Origin of the sequence: Sphingobacterium multivorum (genome assembly GCF_039511225.1) — a bacterium.
Taxonomy (GTDB): Bacteria; Bacteroidota; Bacteroidia; order Sphingobacteriales; family Sphingobacteriaceae; genus Sphingobacterium.
This window is the reverse complement of sequence record NZ_CP154261.1, coordinates 2,856,358-2,878,162: the sequence shown is the minus strand read 5'-3', so window position 1 is coordinate 2,878,162 and position 21,805 is coordinate 2,856,358. Positions and strand designations below refer to the sequence as shown.

Annotated in this window: 20 protein-coding genes; 11 read left to right on the top strand and 9 right to left on the bottom strand. The window is 39.5% G+C overall.

The genetic code is table 11. From position 1 onward, the window contains the following. Positions 1–9: 9 nt before the first annotated feature. The gene (locus AAH582_RS11815; protein ID WP_343322263.1) at positions 10–1,161 is read right to left on the bottom strand and encodes a glycoside hydrolase family 130 protein; all 1,152 of its coding nucleotides are present in this window, start codon (positions 1,159–1,161) and stop codon (positions 10–12) included. Positions 1,162–1,461: 300 nt separating this feature from the next. Here AAH582_RS11815 and AAH582_RS11810 point away from each other — a divergent pair, with 300 nt between their 5' ends. From AAH582_RS11810 to AAH582_RS11800, 3 genes are all read left to right on the top strand, one after another. Beyond that, the gene (locus AAH582_RS11810) at positions 1,462–2,214 is read left to right on the top strand and encodes a DeoR/GlpR family DNA-binding transcription regulator (RefSeq protein WP_053003606.1); all 753 of its coding nucleotides are present in this window, start codon (positions 1,462–1,464) and stop codon (positions 2,212–2,214) included. Between the two features lie 11 nt (positions 2,215–2,225). Next, complete coding sequence (rpiA, locus tag AAH582_RS11805; RefSeq protein WP_343322262.1) at positions 2,226–2,957, top strand: ribose 5-phosphate isomerase A; 732 nt, start codon at positions 2,226–2,228, stop codon at positions 2,955–2,957. A gap of 62 nt (positions 2,958–3,019) precedes the next feature. After that, positions 3,020–4,048: a Gfo/Idh/MocA family protein gene (locus AAH582_RS11800; protein WP_343322261.1), complete on the top strand. Its 1,029-nt coding sequence runs from the start codon at positions 3,020–3,022 to the stop codon at positions 4,046–4,048. A 55-nt stretch (positions 4,049–4,103) separates the two neighbouring features. Here the strand turns inward: AAH582_RS11800 and AAH582_RS11795 are convergent, their stop codons facing one another. Together AAH582_RS11795 and AAH582_RS11790 are read right to left on the bottom strand one after the other, a co-directional pair. Further along, entirely contained in the window at positions 4,104–4,997 is an 894-nt protein-coding gene (locus tag AAH582_RS11795; RefSeq protein ID WP_046673416.1) for a cation diffusion facilitator family transporter, read from the bottom strand. Positions 4,998–5,091: 94 nt separating this feature from the next. Next, complete coding sequence (locus tag AAH582_RS11790) at positions 5,092–5,652, bottom strand: TlpA family protein disulfide reductase (protein ID WP_156167606.1); 561 nt, start codon at positions 5,650–5,652, stop codon at positions 5,092–5,094. Between the two features lie 421 nt (positions 5,653–6,073). On the opposite strand from AAH582_RS11790, the gene AAH582_RS11785 reads away from it, so the two are divergent. Continuing rightward, complete coding sequence (locus AAH582_RS11785; RefSeq protein WP_343322260.1) at positions 6,074–7,252, top strand: retropepsin-like aspartic protease; 1,179 nt, start codon at positions 6,074–6,076, stop codon at positions 7,250–7,252. Positions 7,253–7,407: 155 nt separating this feature from the next. Here the strand turns inward: AAH582_RS11785 and AAH582_RS11780 are convergent, their stop codons facing one another. From AAH582_RS11780 to AAH582_RS11770, 3 genes are all read right to left on the bottom strand, one after another. Further along, on the bottom strand, positions 7,408–7,629 hold the full coding sequence (locus AAH582_RS11780) for a heavy-metal-associated domain-containing protein (RefSeq protein WP_046673419.1): 222 nt from the start codon (positions 7,627–7,629) through the stop codon (positions 7,408–7,410). Positions 7,630–7,769: 140 nt separating this feature from the next. After that, positions 7,770–10,187 carry a heavy metal translocating P-type ATPase gene (locus tag AAH582_RS11775; protein WP_343322259.1) on the bottom strand — a complete coding sequence of 806 codons (2,418 nt, stop codon included), beginning with the start codon at positions 10,185–10,187 and terminating at the stop codon, positions 7,770–7,772. Positions 10,188–10,331: 144 nt separating this feature from the next. Beyond that, on the bottom strand, positions 10,332–10,592 hold the full coding sequence (locus tag AAH582_RS11770; protein WP_156167607.1) for a hypothetical protein: 261 nt from the start codon (positions 10,590–10,592) through the stop codon (positions 10,332–10,334). A gap of 444 nt (positions 10,593–11,036) precedes the next feature. Between AAH582_RS11770 and AAH582_RS11765 the strand changes: the two genes are divergently transcribed. The 3 genes from AAH582_RS11765 to AAH582_RS11755 all read left to right on the top strand — a co-directional run bounded on the left by AAH582_RS11765 (position 11,037) and on the right by AAH582_RS11755 (position 14,760). Then, a complete protein-coding gene (locus AAH582_RS11765; RefSeq protein ID WP_156167608.1) occupies positions 11,037–11,180 on the top strand; it encodes a hypothetical protein in 144 nt (47 codons plus the stop codon). Between the two features lie 88 nt (positions 11,181–11,268). Beyond that, positions 11,269–11,637 (top strand): hypothetical protein, encoded by a 369-nt coding sequence (locus AAH582_RS11760; protein ID WP_343322258.1) that lies wholly within the window; start codon positions 11,269–11,271, stop codon positions 11,635–11,637. Between the two features lie 12 nt (positions 11,638–11,649). Then, on the top strand, positions 11,650–14,760 hold the full coding sequence (locus AAH582_RS11755) for a lantibiotic dehydratase (RefSeq protein ID WP_343322257.1): 3,111 nt from the start codon (positions 11,650–11,652) through the stop codon (positions 14,758–14,760). On the opposite strand, the gene AAH582_RS11750 is transcribed toward AAH582_RS11755, so the two are convergent. After that, complete coding sequence (locus tag AAH582_RS11750) at positions 14,730–15,434, bottom strand: LytR/AlgR family response regulator transcription factor (RefSeq protein ID WP_046673424.1); 705 nt, start codon at positions 15,432–15,434, stop codon at positions 14,730–14,732. The genes AAH582_RS11755 and AAH582_RS11750 overlap by 31 nt on opposite strands. Positions 15,435–15,462: 28 nt before the next feature. Further along, a complete protein-coding gene (locus AAH582_RS11745; RefSeq protein WP_197084007.1) occupies positions 15,463–16,572 on the bottom strand; it encodes a sensor histidine kinase in 1,110 nt (369 codons plus the stop codon). 329 nt (positions 16,573–16,901) lie between these two features. Here AAH582_RS11745 and AAH582_RS11740 point away from each other — a divergent pair, with 329 nt between their 5' ends. The 4 genes from AAH582_RS11740 to AAH582_RS11725 all read left to right on the top strand — a co-directional run bounded on the left by AAH582_RS11740 (position 16,902) and on the right by AAH582_RS11725 (position 20,739). Then, on the top strand, positions 16,902–17,354 hold the full coding sequence (locus AAH582_RS11740) for a DinB family protein (RefSeq protein ID WP_046673426.1): 453 nt from the start codon (positions 16,902–16,904) through the stop codon (positions 17,352–17,354). 106 nt (positions 17,355–17,460) lie between these two features. Next, complete coding sequence (locus AAH582_RS11735) at positions 17,461–17,931, top strand: OsmC family protein (RefSeq protein WP_343322256.1); 471 nt, start codon at positions 17,461–17,463, stop codon at positions 17,929–17,931. A gap of 135 nt (positions 17,932–18,066) precedes the next feature. Continuing rightward, entirely contained in the window at positions 18,067–19,302 is a 1,236-nt protein-coding gene (locus AAH582_RS11730; protein WP_343322255.1) for a TCR/Tet family MFS transporter, read from the top strand. 201 nt (positions 19,303–19,503) lie between these two features. Continuing rightward, positions 19,504–20,739, top strand: a complete 1,236-nt coding sequence (locus AAH582_RS11725) for an MFS transporter (protein WP_343322254.1) — start codon at positions 19,504–19,506, stop codon at positions 20,737–20,739. Between the two features lie 115 nt (positions 20,740–20,854). On the opposite strand, the gene AAH582_RS11720 is transcribed toward AAH582_RS11725, so the two are convergent. Next, entirely contained in the window at positions 20,855–21,724 is an 870-nt protein-coding gene (locus AAH582_RS11720) for a pirin family protein (RefSeq protein ID WP_046671581.1), read from the bottom strand. Positions 21,725–21,805 lie beyond the last annotated feature (81 nt).

The window sequence follows — 21,805 nt, the reverse complement described above, 5'->3', positions numbered from 1 at the left end:
TCACACCGATTAGGGCAAGGGGTCCATGACGGAAGGATTTTCGGGATCATAAATGGCCACAGCAACCTTAGAGTCCGCACAACCATAATATAAAAACCATTTTTGTTTAAAAAAGACCAACCCTTCAATAAAAACCGTTCCATCAATGTATTGCCCACTTTTCTCGAAGGCTTCCATGGGACGCAAAAACGGAGTATCCATTCGAGCCAGTACCCTTGTTGGATCTTGTGGATCAAATAACACCTGCCCCGCCGAATAGGTATTTTTATTAAAACGCTTATCTCCTTTCTCAGCATGATTCTTACCATTGTATAGCAATACAATTCCATTATCAGTCAAAACTGCTGGGGGACCACACTCGGTCAAGGAGCTATCAAAATAACCGTCCCTTGGGGAAATAAAGGCTGTCAGTATACCTTTACCAGCTGTTACGGGTTCCCAGTCAATCAAATTATCGGATGTGGCACCATAAACACCATGTTCTCCCCAGTACAACCAATATTTACCATTGATTTTAGCTATCACCTGCTTGTTACCGTTCATTACTGTCACAATTGAAGCTGATTTATGCGGTTCATCAATGAGAGTGGGCCTGTTTTTCGATTTTTTAAAAATGGGACCATACTTAACCCAGTGTCTCAGATCAGTGGATATTGCTACACCAAGCCGCGGCACCTTTCGGTTCCATTGGGTATAAAATAGCACGAAACGCCCATCCTCAGTCTGTGCTATCCGAGGATCTTCTGTCCCGCCAGGCCACTCGTTATCCTGCTGTTCATCAGGCCCCGGATAGAATACCGGTGTTTTGAGCCGTTCAAAATGAATACCATCCGCACTAGCCGCTAACCCCAGACGGGAGGTCCGGTGGCCAATAGCCTTCCCCGTCCGGTCTTCCGCACGATATATGACAAAGACACTATCTCCCTTCACCACTGCCGCAGGATTAAAAGTGTCGTTGTCCTCCCATCGGATCTCCTTCTTTAGCATTGGATCATAAAACAGCGAACTTGTATCAGGCTCAATAATTGGATTTACTCCTTTGGGGCGCTCAAAGCCCCCCAATACCCATTGTCCTTTCTTAAGCTGTACGCCATGCTGTATCTTACAACCACTCAAAAAGACGAACAGCATAGAACCTGCAATTTTTACGATAATATTCATATTTTAATTGATTTCTATGGTTTTAAACGCAACATTAACCAACAGCCTGTAAAAGTGAAAATTATAAATTGGTTACAACTGAAGAACGAACGAAACTATCACCGATCATTCACAAATATAATGCTAATAAAAAATAAGTGCGGCAAACAAGTTCATTAAAAATGGGATTGAATTCGATCTTCCAGCACCAAAAAGTTAATTTTACAGTAAATAGCAGACTAAACTGCAATAAATTGCAGATTTTTACCAAACAAAGCTCCCATCATTGCAACATTTAGCATAAATACATATATTTATAGCATGATCTCAAAAGAAGAACGTCACGATTTTATATTAATTAAAATCCAAAAGGAAAGAAAATTAGCGATGGCGGACTTGGCCACCGAGCTTGGTGTTTCCGAACATACCGTGCGACGTGATCTTAAAGAGTTAGCTGATGCCGGCTTACTTCGGGCTATTCGTGGCGGTGCTACACTACGGTCAAACATTCCATTCGATATATACGACCGAAATAACCTTGATGTTATGGAGAAACAATTCATAGCAGAAAAATCAATCACACTATTGAAAGATCATCAGGTCATCTTTTTCGATGGAGGCACAACAACACAGGCAATTGCTGGAAATATTCCAGATAGCCTAAACCTCACTGTTGTCACACATAGTCTCCCGATAGCCAATATACTTGCAAACCTCCCAAACATCAGCTTGATTTTCGCGGGTGGTGCTTTCTGCAAATCATCTCTTACGATGCAGGGACAGCAAACTATTTCCGCCTATGGAGAAATATACGCAGATATCAGCTTTATAGGGGTATGCGGCCTGGATCTCTACCGCGGACTTACGGCAAGGACGCTCGAGGAAACAGCTATCAAAAGGGTACTTTGTAAAAATTCAATGAACATTGTTGCTGCAACAACAAGCAATAAGCTCGATACCCTCGCACCTTTCCTAACATGTCCCGCGTCTGATATCAGTTATTTAATTACAGAAAAAGATCCTCTTGATCGCATTTTACAGCCTTATGCCACACAAGGTATTACCATTTTATAAGTTTACCATTTATGAATAATCTCAAACAGGAAGCTGCCAAAGCTGCTCTTCAACTTTTAAAACCCGATCAGCTCATTGGACTAGGTGTGGGATCAACAATAGCTTATTTCATCGAATTAATCGCCGGCAGTATCAGCTTTAAATCCAGCTTAAAATTTACTTCGCCTTCTTTTGAAACCAGAATACTACTCCAAGAGAATGATCTTACTTGTATGGATAACAGTACTCTAGCAATGTTGGACTATTATTTTGACAGCTGCGATCAGGTGGACATGCATTTAAATGCATTTAAAAGTGGCGGCGGCGTGCACACAGGTGAAAAGATTATGGCGAATATGGCACAGCAGTTTATTCTATTGGTCGATGGCTCAAAGATGGTCGATAAACTGACCACAAAACATCCACTATGTGTTGAAATTATACCCGAAGCCTGGTTATCGGTACTGAAAGAACTAAAGTCAAGCTATTCTACAGCAATAGCCGACGTAGTATTACGAAAATCCGAACAAAAATCAGGTCCTCTCCTGTCTGAGAGAGGTAATTTCCTGGCAGATATTTATTTTTATACACTACCCGATATTTTTGATTTAAATAAACAAATCAAACTCATTACAGGTGTCGTAGAACATTCACTTTTTTATCGACTGTGTTCGCAGTGTCTTCTAGCAACAGAAGACGGCATAACGCATTTATCTGCAAACCACCTTGGAGAGTCAAACCCGGATAAGAACGTCACGCAATAGCATTAAAGTTTATATTGAAGGCTAACAACTAACAAGACAACGCTAAAGTAATTTAAATCAACATGAAACACACTCAAATTAACACAGGAATACTGAGTTTTGGCATGTCAGGACGTGTTTTTCACGCACCATTTATACATACCAATCCACATTTCAATCTCAGTGCTGTTGTAGAACGGTCGAAAAAAGCAGCACATGAATTTTATCCGGCAATAAAAAGCTATAATAGCATTGCTGAATTACTAGTGGACGAAAGCATCGAATTGGTCATTGTGAATACACCAAACTATACCCATTTCCAATATGCGAAAGAGGCCCTAGAAGCAGGAAAACATGTATTGATAGAAAAACCTGCCGTAGATGACTCTACACAATTCGATACGCTTCTTGCCATCAGCAAAAAACAAGGAAAACACTTATTTTTCTATCAAAACAGACGGTATGACGGTCACTTTTTAGACATTAAAAAAGTGATCGACAGTGGAGAATTAGGAAAGCTGATTGAAGTACATTTCAGATTTGATCGCTATAAAATGGAATTGGGACAAAAATACTTTAAGGAAGATACGCAGTATATTTCCAATGGTATTACTTATGACCTAGGCCCGCACCTTATCGATCAAGCAATCTCACTTTTTGGAAAACCGGTTAAATTTACCAAGACAACATCCATTAACAGGCCGGATTCTAAAGTCGCAGATTATTTTCACTACCATCTCTATTATCCAGCTGGACTGAACGTATATTTAACGGGTAGTCTACTTGTTGCCTCTCCGCAGCCCGCCTTTGTCTTACATGGTACAAAAGGGAGTTTTATCAAGAATATGACGGATGTGCAAGAACAGCAATTGCTAGATGGTATGCTACCTGACAATCCATCTTATGGCCTTGAGCCAGCCGGCCTCGAGGGGAAACTTGTTACGATAGACGCTTCAAATCAAAAACATGAGTCTTTAGTAACACCACATAAAGGAGATTACAATCAGCTGTTTGAAGCCATTTATGAAAGCTTAAGAAATAATATCGATTACCCTATTAAAGCGGATCAGATTAAATGGCAGATCGAATTGCTTGAAGCTGAAAACACCTAAGCTTCTAAACAATCAATGGTGGCACGGTTTAAGAAAACTAACATGTGTCGCCATTTCAATTTGCTTCCCAAAGACATTCGTTCGGTTCAATATGGATCATCACATGACCGAGATCAGGAATATGCGTAACCAAATGGTCTTTGAGTTTATGCGCCAGCTCATGTCCTTCCCTCACCGTAATTTCACTATCAACAATAGCGTGCAGATCGACGTGATATTTAGCTCCCGATTTGCGAACAAAACATTTTTCTGTGGCTTTTATCCCATCTACTTTTAATGCTTCTTCCCGGATATTATCAATGACCTCATCGTATACATTTTCATCCATGATCTCGCCAAGTGCCGGTCTGAAAATATGATAACAGTTATACAGAATAAATCCAGCAGCAAATAATGCCGCGTAGTCATCCGCATTTTCATATCCCTTTCCGAGCAACAATGCAATAGATATCCCAATGAAGGCTGCAACTGATGTTATCGCATCGCTTCGATGATGCCAAGCGTCTGCACGAAGTGAAGAACTATTTGTTTCTTTACTTTTCTTCATAACGATCCTATAAGAAATTTCTTTCCATACAATGATCCCGCCCAGAACAAATAAGGTCCAAGGTTTTGGCAGGTCATGTGGCGTTCCTATATTCTCAATACTTTCATAAGCGATTATGGTTGCAGAAACAATGAGAAAACCAACGACAATAAATGTAATGAGGGGTTCTACCCGACCATGACCATAAGGATGATTGTCGTCGGCAGGCCGTTGCGCATATTTCAAACCCAGAAGCACTAGAAATGAAGAGAAAATGTCCGCTGTTGACTCAATTGCATCCGCAATCAGGGCATAGGAGTTTCCAAAGAAACCGGCTAACCATTTTAATAATGCCAGTAATGCATTACCTACAATACTAAAATAAGTCGTTCTGACTGCAGTCTGCTCTTGAAGTTCGGACATAGCTATAAATTAACTTGACACCGCGAAAATACTGTTTTTTCTCTTCAAATTCTATTCTCCAGCTATAGAAAATAGCGATTACAATAATCGATCGTTAACTGCCGCTCGCGATATCCTGCAATGCTTTTTTTATCTCAGGAGTTCCATAGTCACGGCTTCCTTCCAGACGCTCTACGATCTTTCCAGCCTTATCCAAGATGACCGTCGTCGGGATGGACTGCCCTAAGAATTCTGCAGGAATTTCACCCGCTGCAATATAAAGGGGCAGATCATACTTATTTTCCGCCATGAATGCTGAAGACTTCTCCATGTCACCATCAACGTCCACCATGAGGAAAACGATATCCTTATTATCTTTAAGCGATTGCCTAAGCTGGTCAATAGAAGGTAGTTCATGAATACAGGGAGGACACCAGGTCGCCCAGAAATTAATAAATACGACCTTACCTTTTAAAGCACTTAATTGAAGAACCTTGCCCTCTTTATCCTTAAAAGATAACTCCTGCGTTGTGGGTGCAGTAACTTCAGTAGCTTCCTCTACCTTTTCGACCTTGGTCTCACTTTTATTTCCAGCGTTTCCACAGCTAAAAAATAAACTGGTCGATAAAGCCGCAAGACCAAAAAAAATAACTCCTCCATTAAACCTAATATTCATCGTCTTTTGTTTCATTAAATTATTCTATTAAAAATAAATCCCTGTTCACTAATCGTTCTCTTAAAGTAAGGGGTAAAAGATTAAATCCGAATTCGGAGATCTCGTCAATCCAATCCTCCTAGGAGAAATTTCTCAAAACATTAGCTAATTTAACCTTAATTATTCAAGACCACAAGTATTGCACACAACTCCACAACATAAACCTTTGATCAATAGCAAAATAAGCAACAATAAAATTAAAAAAATAACAAGAACTTTTCCGACATTTAAGAGCGTGAACATATCGTTGATCAAAAGACAATTAATTGAATACATCATGAATCTCCCAGCAAATCATTTCAAAAAATGCTTATCAATATGTTTCCTGTTATTTATCACCATCCAGCTTAATTTCGGACAATCCACCTCAACTAAATTCAACATGCTATATCAGCTAATAGCATCAAAAGATTTCTTCACCGCCCGCGACCTGTTTAAGGCAAATAAAACTTTCTTAAACGCCAACGAGCAAGTTTTTATTTTGGCAATACTCGATAACGCCTTTAATAAACCCATCGCTTCAAACAAAAAAATAGCACTATTGAGCGCAGCAACAGAAGAATTACCCGACACACTGCGACTAAAGATACGACGCGTTCAGGAAGATAATTTCGTTAAACTGAAAGATTACGTTGGGGCAAAACAGACAACGCAAAAAATACTACTCGAATTTGATCCCTTGCTATCACCAGATACAAGAGCGGACCTCCGAAATAATCTAAAAATCTGGTCTGCACTTGATCATGTAAAGCCACAGCTTGTAGAAATCAACGACGATACCCGTCTTAAAATGACGAAAGATAAAGCCGGGTTGAAGAATCTTAAAGTAAAGGTCAACGGCGATACAGCAAGTTTCATATTTGACACCGGAGCAAATCTATCGACAGTTTCGGAGTCTGTGGCCAAACGACTTCATATGGATATTATCCGTGCAGATATTGATGTAGACGCCATTACAGGTATTGCTATCAAAGCCAATTTAGCAGTCTGTAAACAATTAAAACTTGGTAGCATCAACATATCGAATGCTGTATTCCTGGTTTTCCCAGATAGTGCACTTTATATCCCACAAATCGCCTATCAGATCAATGGCATAATAGGCTTCCCCGTTATTGAAGCACTGCAAGAAGTACAGCTTACACAGGATGATTTTTTTATTGTACCAAAAAAACCTACGGTTGCATGGAAAGCTTCAAATCTTGCAATAGATGGGTTATCACCGCTTATTGCTATTGATGGAAAGCACTATACCTTTGATACAGGAGCTGAAAAAACAATCCTTTATGCGCCGTTTTACGAAACCTACAAACAACATATAGAAAAACAGGGTATACCGACCAAAGTCGCCATGGGGGGCGCAGGTGGTAACGTTGAATATGATGGCTTTATCATTCACCATACCTTCCATATTAGCGATAAACCGATCGCGCTTAAAAAGATAAACCTATTAAAATCGAAGATCAAGAATGAAACCGTATTTGGAAATATAGGACAAGATATTATCCGCCAGTTTTCTAAAATGACACTTAATTTTCAAAATATGTTTATCCATTTTAATTAACAGAAAGCTAAAACTAAAATGGATAAAAAGGAAACCTCAAATTTAAAACGAATAACACTGAGCTCAGTTTCGTCTCATCAATATACATCATAAAAACACCCTAAAAGTTTTATCCAACATTTAGGGTGTGATGCTTCTATAAATTTATGGAACAATTATGCGGAGTAGGCCGTGGCATTAAAGCCCTTTTTTTTGATAATTTCAATGATTTCTTCCTCCGAAACACCTTCAGATTTTACAGTCAAAATTTTGTCTGCATTTGTGGTGTCAACATTCCATTCACAGATACCGTCCACGCTATCCAGATCAGCACTTACTTTGGATACACATCCTCCACAAGTAAGGTTTGTTTTAAATTGAAGTTCTTTGCTTTCCATGTTATTTCATTTTAATATTATTAATCTATTTAATTATCTATACAAATATCCCTTTAATTCAACGGGTTGTACTTACATTTTTTCTATTTTTTTTTACAATATTTACCGTTTAAAATGCTGTCTATAGCTCAAATAGTTCACTATTTTTTCCAGCGAAGTCGCAAGCTATTACTGACAACACTTACACTGCTCAATGCCATTGCAGCTCCAGCTATCATCGGGTTTAAAAGGAAACCATTGAATGGATACAGAATACCTGCGGCGAGGGGAATCCCAATTAAATTATAAATAAACGCCCAGAACAAATTTTGTTTAATTGTCGCGACCGTTTGTTTGGAAAGTCGAATAGCCTGCGGTATCTTCGTCAAATCAGAAGAAATAATTGTCATTTTCGCCACATCCATGGCAATATCACTTCCTTTACCCATTGCAATACTGACATCGGCCGTTGCTAAGGCTGTACTGTCATTAATACCGTCCCCAACCATAGCGACCACATGCCCCCTTTGCTGTAATTCTTTAACAAAATCAGCTTTGTGTTCTGGCAACACCTCAGCCTTGTAATGCTGAAGACCTGTTTCCGCGGCAATGGCCCTGGCTGTAGCCTCGTTGTCGCCTGTCAGCATATATAGCTCAATTCCTAGTGCTTGCATTTCCTTGATGGCACGTACAGAAGTTTCCTTAATTCGGTCCGCAATGGCTATTACCGCTAACGCAGTATGACTGTTGGCAAACCAGATCACTGTTTTGGATTGATGTTCCCATTGAGTGGCATGTTCCATCAAATCCGTCGGAATTGTAATCCCATTCTCATCCAACAACCTGCGATTACCTACAGAGTACGTTTCGATTCCATCACTGCCTTTAACACCTTTCCCCGTAATACTTTCGATAAAGGATATTGGAGTAGCTTTTACATCTTTAAAATACCCGACTACAGCTTCTGCCAATGGATGCTCTGACTGTTTCTCCAGGCTCAACAAGATACCTTTCAAATTATCCTCATTTCCTTTCCAATACACGTCTGTGACAACAGGTTTACCTTCTGTAATGGTTCCGGTTTTATCCAAAACAACTGCATTTACCCTTTTGGCCAGCTCCAGACTTTCTGCATCTTTAATTAAAATACCCTGCTCAGCTCCCTTACCCACTCCAACCATGATTGCTGTGGGAGTTGCTAAACCTAGTGCGCAAGGACAAGCAATAACTAAAACCGTTACCGCTGCCAATAAACCCTGTACCAGATGGTTATCTCCGCCTAAAATAAACCACAGCAGAAAAGTTAAAATAGCAATCCCAATGACAAGGGGAACAAATACAGCAGCAATTCGATCGACCAGTTTTTGTACAGGAGCCTTACTCCCCTGTGCATCCTGTACCATTTTAATGATCTGTGCAAGCATTGTTTCGCGTCCAACTTTTGTAGCTTTGAACTGAAAACTGCCCTTCTGGTTGATCGTCCCTGCAAATACCTGCTCATTTCCCATTTTTAAAACCGGGACCGGCTCTCCGCTTAACATACTTTCGTCAACATAGGAATTTCCGCTGATAACGACCCCATCAACGGCGATCTTCTCCCCTGGTTTCACCAGAATAATATCGCCGGTATTAACGGCTTCTATAGCGACCTGACGCTCTGTTCCATCCAATTGAATGACCATCACCGTCTTAGGCTGCAGCCCCATTAGCTTTTTAATGGCGGATGAGGTGTTACCTTTGGCCTTCTCTTCCAGTAGTTTACCCAATAAAATAAAAGCAATGACGACTGAGGCGGCCTCAAAATACACATGTGCATGCAAGCCGCGCTGATGCCAAAATTCAGCAAAAAGCATATTAAACACACTAAAGATGTAGGCTATTCCCGTGCTTAACGCAACAAGCGTATCCATATTGGCCGAACGATGTTTGGCCTGTTTCCACGCGTTGACAAAAAAGTCCTTACCCAGCCAAAGAACTACTGGCGTGGAAAACAGCCACATAATAGGATTTGCGTACGGCATATCCATAAAGAACATACCTATCACGACTACCGGAAGCGATAGTATTACTGCCCATCGTGTTTTGATTTTAAGCTTACGGAATTTCTCGACGTGAATAGCCTCCAACGTTTCCTGCTGAGTAGATTCATCTTCGATTAATAAATCATAGCCACCAGCCTGAACCGCTTTCTGGATTTTTAAATGATCCGTAATATTAGGCAAATACTCAACCGTAAGGTTTCCTGTTGCAAAATTTACAGACGCATTGACAACCCCTTGTTCATATTTCGCCATACTTTCGGCGCTACTGGCACAGGAGGCACAAGTCATCCCAAGAACGGGGAATGTTTTGGTCAATGTGGAAACACCATAACCAAGATCTTTGATCGTCTTTACACTACTAACGACGGCCTCACTATCCTTCGGTACGATAGCAGCTCTATGATTATTCAGTTCCACCCGATAGCTCGCCAAGCCCTTGACATGCGCTAGTCCTTTTTCGATAATCGATGCACAATGTTCGCTGTCAACATCTTCTAAAGGTAGATAAACTGTATCGTTATAAATATCTGTCGCCATAACTGATTGTTTTATTTTACACAACAAATTTGGCCACAAATAAGATCGAAATCATTACACAATTAAGGAATTGATTTGTAATATTTATTCGATAAAAATACGAAAGGTCAAGCGCAACGGAAAAAGTATATGGAGAACGTTTCTTTAGCGTTCAATTTCTTCGACAAAACCGTAGATAATATAATCACCACGTTCTTCGAGTTTAATGGTTTTTATTCCATTCCAGCTGGATGCACTGGTCTCTCCAGCGATAAAATTTTGAATTCTGTCAAATGCGACACCAATCTTTGTTTTCTCATCCGCATAGATCTGATATTTCGCAGCGGTCTGCCAGCTTATTTTTTTTCGAAATAACCGTAAACCTTCTCTTTTCAAAAAACCGTACATTTCCTTAGATAAATTCATAATCTCATTTGTTTTACGCGCACACACAACTCACTTATTGATTCGGCAGATGCTTTTTTGGCTTAGAGACTTACCTCAAGCCATCTCATTCTTTACCTATTTAGCAGCATAACTTTAATGGCTAAAGAAATGGTTTTTCAATGCTAAAATAGATAGGTCTAAAATAATGATGCGGATAGAATCCTACAACAAAGCAGCCGCTATTTCATCGTACTCAAAGACTGTTTCGTCGAATTTTAGAACAGCCCACGATAGCACTTGTTTCAATATCCATGATGATCTGCAGCCTATTGGACAAAGCACGACAAACAGAAATAGGAACAAGCGGCATTTTTTCGTCGAATAGATTCCTTAGTTCGTCTGATTCATTTTCAATTCTGTCGATATTTTTCGTTGTTCTTTTCCGTAGAAAGCACATTTGTCTACGATTTAAACGTATCAACTATGGAAAACACTGAAAATTTTTTAGCGGAAGATTTTGCACTGGATGTACAAACGGTCTGCGTGGTCGAACCGATCTCATTCTTTGATTTTGATGATGTGGAATTTATAACAACGAAGACAGTTTCGTCTTCACAAATAATATAAAAGAGGATAAAGCTGTGAAGGCGTTCTGGTAGGCGCCTTTACAGCAATCGTCTTTAAAACCGCTCCCCCTAATAAAAGAACCTAGTATATGACTTCACCTAAGCTTAAATGTATTCTCATTGAGGATGAACCCCTGGCGACAAAAAAAATAGTTGAATACATTCATATGTTCCCAGATCTTCAATTGATAAGAATGGTTGAAGACATTGAAAATCCAGCATTATTTAGTCATGACTTAAAATCTGCAGACATCTTATTCCTCGATCTGATTGTTAGCGGCGGCAATATTAATACACTTGCCGAATTGATCGCCGATATTCCTATCCTGATCATTACCTCCGCTGTGTCACGCTGGCAATATCCGGAATTTATCAAAAACAGGAAGCATTTTGCACTACAAAAACCAATTTCACCCCAAATGTTTCAGTCCTGTATAAAACAAGTCATGCAATACTAGTCCAACTAATTCATGTCATTATTCCACTTATCCGATTATTTTCTTCTGCGCACACCGCTACTTCCAGCTGCATTTGCCGTTGATCTTTTAGCGATGAAAGAGAGGCATGAAATAGAAGAGAAACTTCGTCGTCTGTTTCAAGACGAGCAATTAAAAGGAGCCTTATTTCTGGCAAGCCCTGCCTTCTCGGTGGAAGTTCAAAAATGGCTTGAATACAAAAAAGAGAGCAACTCAAAAATGATCGCTTCACTACTCAAATATGCGATTAGGATGAGCACAAGAAGTACGCCCTTCGGTTTATTCGCTGGGGTATCATTTGGCAACATTAGCGCATCCGATAAAAAGGTATCGATAATCAGGTCAAATGCAAATCAAGCTGTTTTAAAACTGGATACCACCATTTTGACAAAAATTATTGAACAGATATCAAAAGACAAAAGAATTTACAGTCAACTCTATTATCGTCTCAACCCCACCTTATACTTAGATGGTAAATATTACAAATATTATCAAAAAGTAACAAATGGAAAGAAAGGACAGCATGTCCTGAAACGCATAAGGCTAACCCCTGTTTTGGATCGGGTCATCCAATACTTCGAAAGCAATAAAAAAATCGCTCACTATCAATCATTAATCGATCTGCTACAAGATCTTGGAACATCAACAACGCATGCTAGCCTATTCGTAAATAATCTTACCAGCATAGGAATCACCTCTTCTGAATTACAGCCCAATGTAATTGGTCGGGGTTATATGGATAGCCTAATAGCGACCTTAGAAAGAATAGATAAGGAGAGGAATTATTTAAATCCTTTATTAAAAATAAAGGCATGGCTTCATAGTTCTCAATCTGTCATTACAATCCGAGACGCCATCGTTAGATTATTGCAGCCTCTGGCTCCCGACCTCGATATGACCAGTTTGTTGCAAGGAGACCTGCTCATGGGTATGGAAGAAAATAATTTATCAGATACTGCATTAAATCACATAAGAGACCAATTTCAGGATTTACTACCGCTTTGTAGCCCATTTAAGTTAACAGATTTCGACCGGTTTAGAGCGGCGTTCTCTGTTAAATATGAAGATAGAATGATCCCACTAACGACAGCCTTAGACCCAGATATTGGGATTGGTTATGGCCGCCAAGAAGGTGTCTACAATATAACGGATGAAATACTCGGGGAAGTTAAAAACATCACTCCAACAGGCGAAAAAAAATATGGTGACCACCATTATCAAGATCTGGCCATTGAAAAATTTGTAGAAAGTGTAAAAAATCAATTCACCGAAATTCGGCTGACCAACAACGATCTAGATCATATCGCTAAACAACGTAAACAAACTGTCAATACTATCCCTTCTTCATTCTATGTCATCGGCAATCTCCTTAGAACTTCATGTCAGGAAAATTTATGCTTCAATATGGGTACAATCGGAGGTTCGTCATCAGGTAACTTAATTTCCAGATTCGGACATTTGGATGAAAAATTGCATAACAAGTTGAAAGAATCTGCCGACAGAGAACAACAGCAGTTTCCTAACGCAATACTCGCCGAGATTTGTCATTATCCAGATAACAATGCTGGAAATATAATTTATAGACCTGCACTAAGAAGGGCATCAATTAGTATAAGCCCAACAATCGACGAAGAACAAGAGCAAATTGATGTGAATGACTTATACCTGTTCCTCAAAGACCAGCGTCTAATCTTGTGGTCCAAGAAATTCAATAAAATGGTTATACCCCGTCTAACCACAGCCCACAATTTTGAACAGGGAATGAATATATACAAGTTTCTTGCAGATTTTCAGTTCCAAAATAATAGGTTGGATCTTTCCTGGAATTGGGGGATTATGAAAGAGCAGCCGAGGCTCCCAAGAATAAGCTACAAAAATATTATCTTGTCTAGAGCCCAGTGGCGAATTCAAAAAATAGCGAAATATCCCGTTGAACCTCAAGCTTTCATAAAAAACATACGAACGGAGTTAGATATCCCCGCGATGGTTATCATCAGCAATGGGGACAATGAATTATTGATAAATTTAGACAATCCTTTTTGCATAGACATATTATTGGATCATATATGCAAAAGAGACACCATATTAACCGAATATATCCTGAATGACTATTCATCAGTAAGCAGAGATAAAGACGGACATATTTTTGCCAACGAAATCATTATTCCAATAGAAGCACGAAATGAGACTTGCATTCATGAGTCAGCCCCTCAAGAAAGTAACCTAAAAAGATGCTTCCCTTTGGGCAGTGAATGGCTTTACGCTAAAATCTACTGCGGCTTACATGTTGCAGACACCTTGTTAAAGGAAATTTTCCCGATAATTATAGCGGCCATTAATCAACAAGATGTCCTAAAAAAATGGTTTTTTATACGCTACAACGATCCGGCTCCCCACATTAGATTTAGAGTTGAGCTCACAGATCCAAGTCGGTATTCTTCCATTATATCTACATTGAATGCCCTATTGGAACAGTTCATTCAAGCTGGTCAGATTTCAACGATATCCTTCGATACTTATACGCGGGAAATTGAACGGTATACACCTTTTTGTATGGAGCTTAGTGAGGAGTTATTCTTTCGACAAAGCGAAACGATACTGGAGGTTATTCAACAAAGTACTTCAACCAACGATCGATGGCGCTTAGCTTTCGAAAATATGGAGTCGCTATTTGAAACTGCAGAATTTACATTAATCGAAAAAAGAGATTTTTGCCTACAGATGAATACCATCTATCAGCAAGAATTTGATAATAATAAAAAGCTTTGGATTCATCTCAACAATAAGTTCAAAGAAAAAAAAGACTGGTTCAACAAACCTTTTGACAATCTGGGAGGCTCCGGAAAAAGACTCAATGCACTTCAATGTAAGATATTTTCCACCTTACGGAGACATACCGACCAACATAGATTCCAGTCGGTCCGAGCATCGCTCCTGTCAAGCTACATTCATATGTTTATTAATCGATTGTTCATTTCCGATCAACGCTTACATGAACTTGCTATTTATCACTTTATGGCCGGCTATTATAAGATGCAAATTGGGAAACAGAAAGAACATAGGAATCCGGTAAATTATAGCAGTCCCATCTTCGCGAAAAGCTGATTGCGATATTGTAAACCAATACCGAGTTCTGTCCCGTTTTTCAGAATGACTTTACTTGCCTCAACACCCTTTATCTGTTTGATATTGACAATATAAGACCGATGCATACGCGCAAACATGTCCCAAGGCAATTCTGCTTCCATATCTTTCATGGTGGACAGCAAAGTCTGCATACCTTCTAACGTATAAATTTGAATGTAATCCCCCCAGGCTTTTAGATAGAAAATATCTGTAGGATCGATAAAAATAGTTTTGTTCCGATCCTTTATCTTAATTGCTTTTCTTTCACCCTGTGGCCCACTTCTAGAAAACAAAATTGCCTTCTGAACCTTTTCAATTGCCTTAATCAGCCGCTCTTCTGTCAGGAGTGGCTTTAAAATATAGTCGATTACATCCAGCTCAAATCCATCGACCGCATACTCATAATGCCCTGTTATGAAAACAACAAATGGTGGATGAGCAAGTCCTTTGAGAAAGGTAATGCCATCCATTTCAGGCATGTCTATATCCGACAAAATGAGATCTACCTCCTGCTGCCTTAAAACGTTAATTGCTTGCAATGGGTTTTCGAATACACCCAATATTTCAATCAGGCCTAACTTGGACACTAATTTCTCCAGGCGACCTCTCGCAATAGGCTCATCTTCAATAAGGATAGTTTTAATTCTGTTCATAAGTACTTCGTAACCCGCTGCTTTGGTGCTAGGGTTCTGTTTCCGAATGTAAAGTTACAACAAGATTAACACTAAATACACCCTCTTGCGACTTTATTTCCAAATCGTGATGATGAGGATAATGAAGCTCCAGTCGTTTTTTTACATTTTCTATCCCCAATCCACCAATATAATTTTCTGGTTTTGAAAGTTCCCTATATGCATTAGCCACGTGCATATAGACCTTCTCATCCTTAACCTTAATGTCTATGGATATCCATCCTGCCGAAGAACTTAGCCGGGGTCCGTGTTTGAATGCATTTTCTACAAACGGAAAAAAGATCAAAGGAACCACCATGCAGTTTTCGTCTTCTGTTTCCAAATTTAGATTGATCTGAACCGTCTCACTATAGCGCAGTTTCTCCAATTCAACATAATCCTTTAGCAATTGAAATTCACGACTTATATCTATCCTGGGCTGATTACTTTCATGCAGTAAATACACCATCATGCTACTTAAACGCATCATACTTTCGCCTCCCCTTTCATCATGATCGGATACGAGTACATAGATGCTATAAAGTGTGTTAAGTAAAAAATGTGGATTAATCTGGTATTTTAGGAAAGCAAGTTCCAACTGTACATTGTTCAATTCCAGTGCTGAATTTTTCAATTCGAGTTTCATTTTTGAATTTCTGACAGACATAAATGCCTGTACAATTTTTACGGTCAAAGGCAGCGCCACCAAAAAAATAAAATCCAATAAATAATCGCTAATGGAAGAAGGACGAAAAGCACCAAAGATTCCTTGACTTAGTATTATTTCAAGATAACTTGACAGGCGAACATCTGGTGTTAAATAGTTCAGCGTTAATAGGGCAGCAAAGTAACTTAAAAACGACCACCAGGCATAAATAAACAACAACCATACTATACACAATACAAACTTCCCTGGAATAAACCAACGCGGAATGATGACATATCCCGTAACATAAAAAATTGTCAGCAAAGAAAATACGTCTTTTAAAAATAAAATCCAGGAATTATCCATGTCTATCCGCTGATAGGTAACGAATTGCATTCCCAAAATCACAAACCAAAAACACAAATGAAGAATAATACGTTTCCCCGTATTGTAATTTTGGAAAAACCTGTTCATAGATAGCATACTTTTCAATAATATCAGCCTAATATAATGATATCATTTAGTCTGTGGTAGTCTGGCCTGTCAAGTGATAGCGCAAAAAGACATTTCTGCGACAAAAAACAACAAACTATCACCCTAACAATTTGAATATATTCCAATTAAGACCTGAGCGAATCCAAAAAATAGAATTACGCACAAAATAATTAAATTGTAACAAATATATCGCTTTAAATTTTCAACCATAAATTGTCCATAAAATGAACGATTGATGGGGTTTGCAAAAAATTTATTGCGATCTTCCGTATATTTAATTTTACAGAACCCACATAAACAACAATTAGATGTCAACTACTTTTATGCAGCTTTGGTTATATAATAACTGGGCCAATACAGCACTCCTGGATAAACTGAAAAGTGAAGGCGAAAATGTACCTCATTCTTGCATACGGCTCTTTAGCCATATTGTCAATGCTCAGATTATTTGGTTAAGTCGATTAACTGGTGAAAAACCACCTGTTGGTGTTTGGGATGAGCACAGTATCATCGATTGCCAAAGGTATCACGATTTAGCTTCTGAAGGATTTGGGCAGCAAATTCGGCGCATAAATGATACGGAGGATGAAATTGTCAATTATACAAACACACAGCATCAGGCTTTTCATAACAAGGCCAACGACATTCTGTTACACGTCTTTAATCATGGCACCTATCACAGGGCGCAAATAGCAAGCGAAATGCGAAAAAATGGCATTGAACCTGTCAACACAGATTATATCACTTTTGTTCGCACATAACAGTACTGTCATCAGACGCCGCCGTGGTCTGATGACAAACGAAGTAGTTGCAATTGGCGGACTAGACGTTCTATAACATCGGATAATACCTTAAATTTGAAACAAAATGAGTTACAAACATATCTTTAAAGCGTCCTTAACTTGGAACCATCCTGAACAGCCTAGTGCTGTAGGTTCAAAAATTTATACAAAAAGCCATCACATCGCGATCGAAGGGAAAGCTGACCTGCACGTTTCCGCAGCAAAAGCATTCAAGGGGGACCCCGCATTGTACAATCCGGAAGATTTGCTGCTTAGCAGCCTGATTTCTTGCCACATGATGTCCTATTTATACGTCTGCTCGAAAAATAGCATTGAGATATTATCTTATACGGACAATGCTATCGCTACACTCGAAACGAATGCAGATGGAAGTGGTCGCTTTACAGAAGTTATATTACATCCCGAGGTTGTCATCACAGATGAGTACCAGATAGCACTTGCTTTATCCTTACATGCCCAAGCAAATAAATTGTGTTTTATTGCGAATTCATGTAATTTCCCGGTGCTGCACCATCCCAAATGTCGAGCGATCTAATCGGGCCTGGGCGTTCTATCGAAAGAAAAAAACCTCTTGTTTTCGGTTTGTTAACACTACCGAAAATATAACACTTACCACAAATTAGTAATTAAATAACAGACAAGTTTTTAAGGATTTCATTACTTTTGAATCATGATGGAAAATTCCAAGAAAAAAGCAGCAATCGGATTCATATTTATTACACTACTAATCGATATTACGGGTTGGGGAATCATTATTCCTGTCGTCCCTAAACTTATTGAGGAATTGATTCATAGCGATGTCAGTGAAGCGGCAAAATATGGCGGCTGGCTCGGCTTTGCCTACGCTTTCACGCAATTCATCTGTTCTCCCGTCGTCGGCAATCTCAGCGATAAATATGGCAGAAGGCCAATTATATTGATCTCACTTTTTGGCTTTGCGGTAGACTACATCTTTCTTGCCCTCGCGCCAACTATAGGTTGGTTATTCTTAGGACGCGTTATCGCTGGATTGACAGGCGCTAGTTTCACAACGGCAAGTGCTTATATCGCTGATATATCCACCGATGAAGATCGGGCAAAGAACTTTGGTTTGATAGGCGCTGCATTTGGTCTAGGCTTTATTATCGGCCCGGTTATCGGTGGTCTACTCGGTCACTATGGCGCCAGGATTCCCTTTTATGCGGCCGCAGGACTGTGTATGCTAAACTTCCTGTATGGCTATTTTATCTTACCTGAGAGCTTAGATAAAGAAAAACGTAGAGCTTTTGAATGGAAACGCGCAAATCCAATTGGATCCTTTAAGTTTCTTGGAAAACACCCGGAAATATCCGGATTAATCGTTGCCTTAATTTTAATATATATCGCAGGTCATGCGGTTCAAAGTAACTGGAACTTCTTCACCATGTATAAATTCGACTGGACCGAAAGAATGGTGGGTATCTCATTGGGTGTTATTGGATTATTGATTGGATTGGTTCAGGGTGTTTTAATTCGCTGGACAACACCCAAACTTGGTGAACAAAAAAGCATTTTCTATGGATTGACCTTGTATGCCATTGGACTACTGTTATTCTCATTTGCAAGCGAAGGATGGATGATGTTCGTATTCCTTATCCCATATTGCTTAGGCGGTATTTGTGGACCGGCTCTTCAATCGGTTATTACAAAAAATGTTCCTTCAAACGAACAGGGTGAACTTCAAGGTGCATTAACAAGCTTGATGAGTGCAACATCGATTATTGGTCCACCGATGATGACAAACCTATTTTATTATTTCACCCATGACCAAGCACCATTTAAATTTTCGGGCGCGCCGTTTTTCTTAGCATTTATCCTGATGACGATTAGTGTGATCATTGTCTATAATGCTTCTCGCAAAAAGAGAAATCAGCAAATAAATCTTTAAACCTGATTAATCAGTACATAATAGTTTCGCCTATCTTCATTTAAAACTCAACAGGCCTATGCAGTTCTTAGATGTATAGGCCTGTTGAGTTTTACACTATTGATGTTAATCAAACTTCAATTCTTCAATTCATGGATCGAATTCTTCATTTCTGCCAACAATTCTCTCTTTAAATTTGCGGCCAAGGAAATACAATTCGAGATGATACATACAGCAAACATAGCAGATCAAAACATAGAACTTCACGTAAACTCAAAACCGGATAGACCTGTACTCACGAAGCCTCTTTTATGGCTTATTACTTTGACAACGGGAATAGTCGTCGGCAACAACTACTATAATCAACCGCTTTTGGGACTAATGGCAAAAGACTTTCAGGTCGATGAAGCTGCAATCAGTATGATTGCTATGCTCACACAGATCGGTTTTGCAACTGGGCTACTGTTTATCGTCCCTTTGGGAGATATGATAAAAAGAAAGAAATTAATATTAACCATATTTCTGCTCATCTTAGTCTCCTTATTGGCTATGGTCTTAGCTCCCACCCTCGAGTTGCTCTATATCGCAAGCTTTATGGTTGGATTCAGCTCTGTTGTTCCTCAAATGCTGGTCCCCCTCACAGCCGAACTTGCTGCTCCGGAAAAACGCAATTCATCAATCGGAATGGTCATGAGTGGCTTACTATTGGGTATTCTGCTTTCCCGTGTCGCAGCAGGATTTATTGGCGATATCTGGGGATGGCAAGCAATCTATTATATAGCTATAGCATTAATGGTTTTATTTATGTTATTATTAGCTTTCGCACTACCTGATGTAAAACCGACATTTCAAGGTACTTATCTACAATTAATGCACTCATTGGTCCATCTGACAAAAACTCAACGGGTATTACGGCTATCTGCACTCAGAGGGGCTTTAGGCTTTGCTGGATTCAGTGCTTTTTGGATTACATTAGTATTTCATTTACAGGAAGCGCCTTTCCACGCAGGCACTGCCGTAGCGGGATCCTTCGGATTAATTGGGGCTGTTGGCGCGCTGGCAGCATCAGTGGTCGGCCGGATTGCAACCCTTGTTTCTACCTATACCATTATTCTTGGTTCCATATTTATTCTGCTATTGAGCTGGATTGTATTCTATATTGGTGGACATAGCTATATCGGATTAATAAGCGGTGTAATCTTAATCGACCTAGGTTTACAATCCATGCATATCAGTAACCAATCTGCTTTTTTTGCCTTAAATCTAGGGGCAACCAACCGACTAAATACAGTCTATATGTTTAGTTACTTTGCAGGCGGATCATTGGGTAGTTACTTGGCCTCCCTGGCTTGGAAATACTTTCAATGGAATGGCGTGGTATTGACCGGCTTTTGTTGTACACTACTGGTCCTCATCGTGCATGTTGGCTTTGATAGACGACCAAAAAACTTTTCTTAGTCGTTGGGCACGACAATCCCAAGAAATGCAAGTTAACGGACAATCTTTTCTATTTTGATTTCCATACATGGCCTACATATTAAGGATATAAGCCATGTATGGAAATTTATTTCATTTATTCAAGTACGCCAAACTTGCCAGCTTGAAAATCTTCAAAGGCTTGGTAAATCTCCGCCTGTGTATTCATTACAAATGGGCCATAACTCACGATAGGTTCATCAATGGGTTCACCACTTAACACAAGTAAAACTGCATTCTTATTTGCCCTTATCGAAATCTCTTCACCATCATGACCAAATAAGACAAAGCTATGCTCCTTAGCAAGTTCACCGTTGACTACAACCTCGCCATTCACAACCAACATCGCCGTATTATGATTTTGTGAAACCAAAAAGTTCGTTTCATGTTGCTCTTCCAATTTGATGTCAAATAGATTGACGGGTGTATAGGTGCTCGCTGGTCCAACCATATCCTGAAATTTCCCCGCGATGACATTGACTACCCCTGCCGCATCGGGCAACACGACTTTCCCCATCTGATCGGCAGTAATTGCCTGATAGTGCGCCGCTGTTGATTTATCTTTCGCTGGTAAATTAACCCAGAGCTGAACCATTTCAAATAATCCGCCTTTCTTTGAAAATTCCTCTTCATGGTACTCTTTATGCAATATGCCAGCGCCGGCAGTCATCCATTGTACATCACCCGGACGAATAACACCGCTATTCCCCGAACTGTCATGATGGGCTACACTACCTTTGTAGGCGATAGTCACGGTTTCAAATCCTTTATGCGGATGTACATCCACGCCTCTAATATGATCCGAAGGTCCAAAATCAAATGCTGCATTGAAATCCAGTAAAAGAAATGGACTCATCCTCTTTTGGGAAATCCCATTCCCTGGTATCATATTAAATACACGAAATCCATCTCCTACCATGCCAGGTTGAGCTGGACGTTGGAAAATTCTTTCAATTGATTTTTTCATGTTATGATCTCCTTTTTTATCGTTCTTGATGAATTAAGTTGAAGCCTAAATGATCACTTCATTTTAAATTGCTATCTCAAA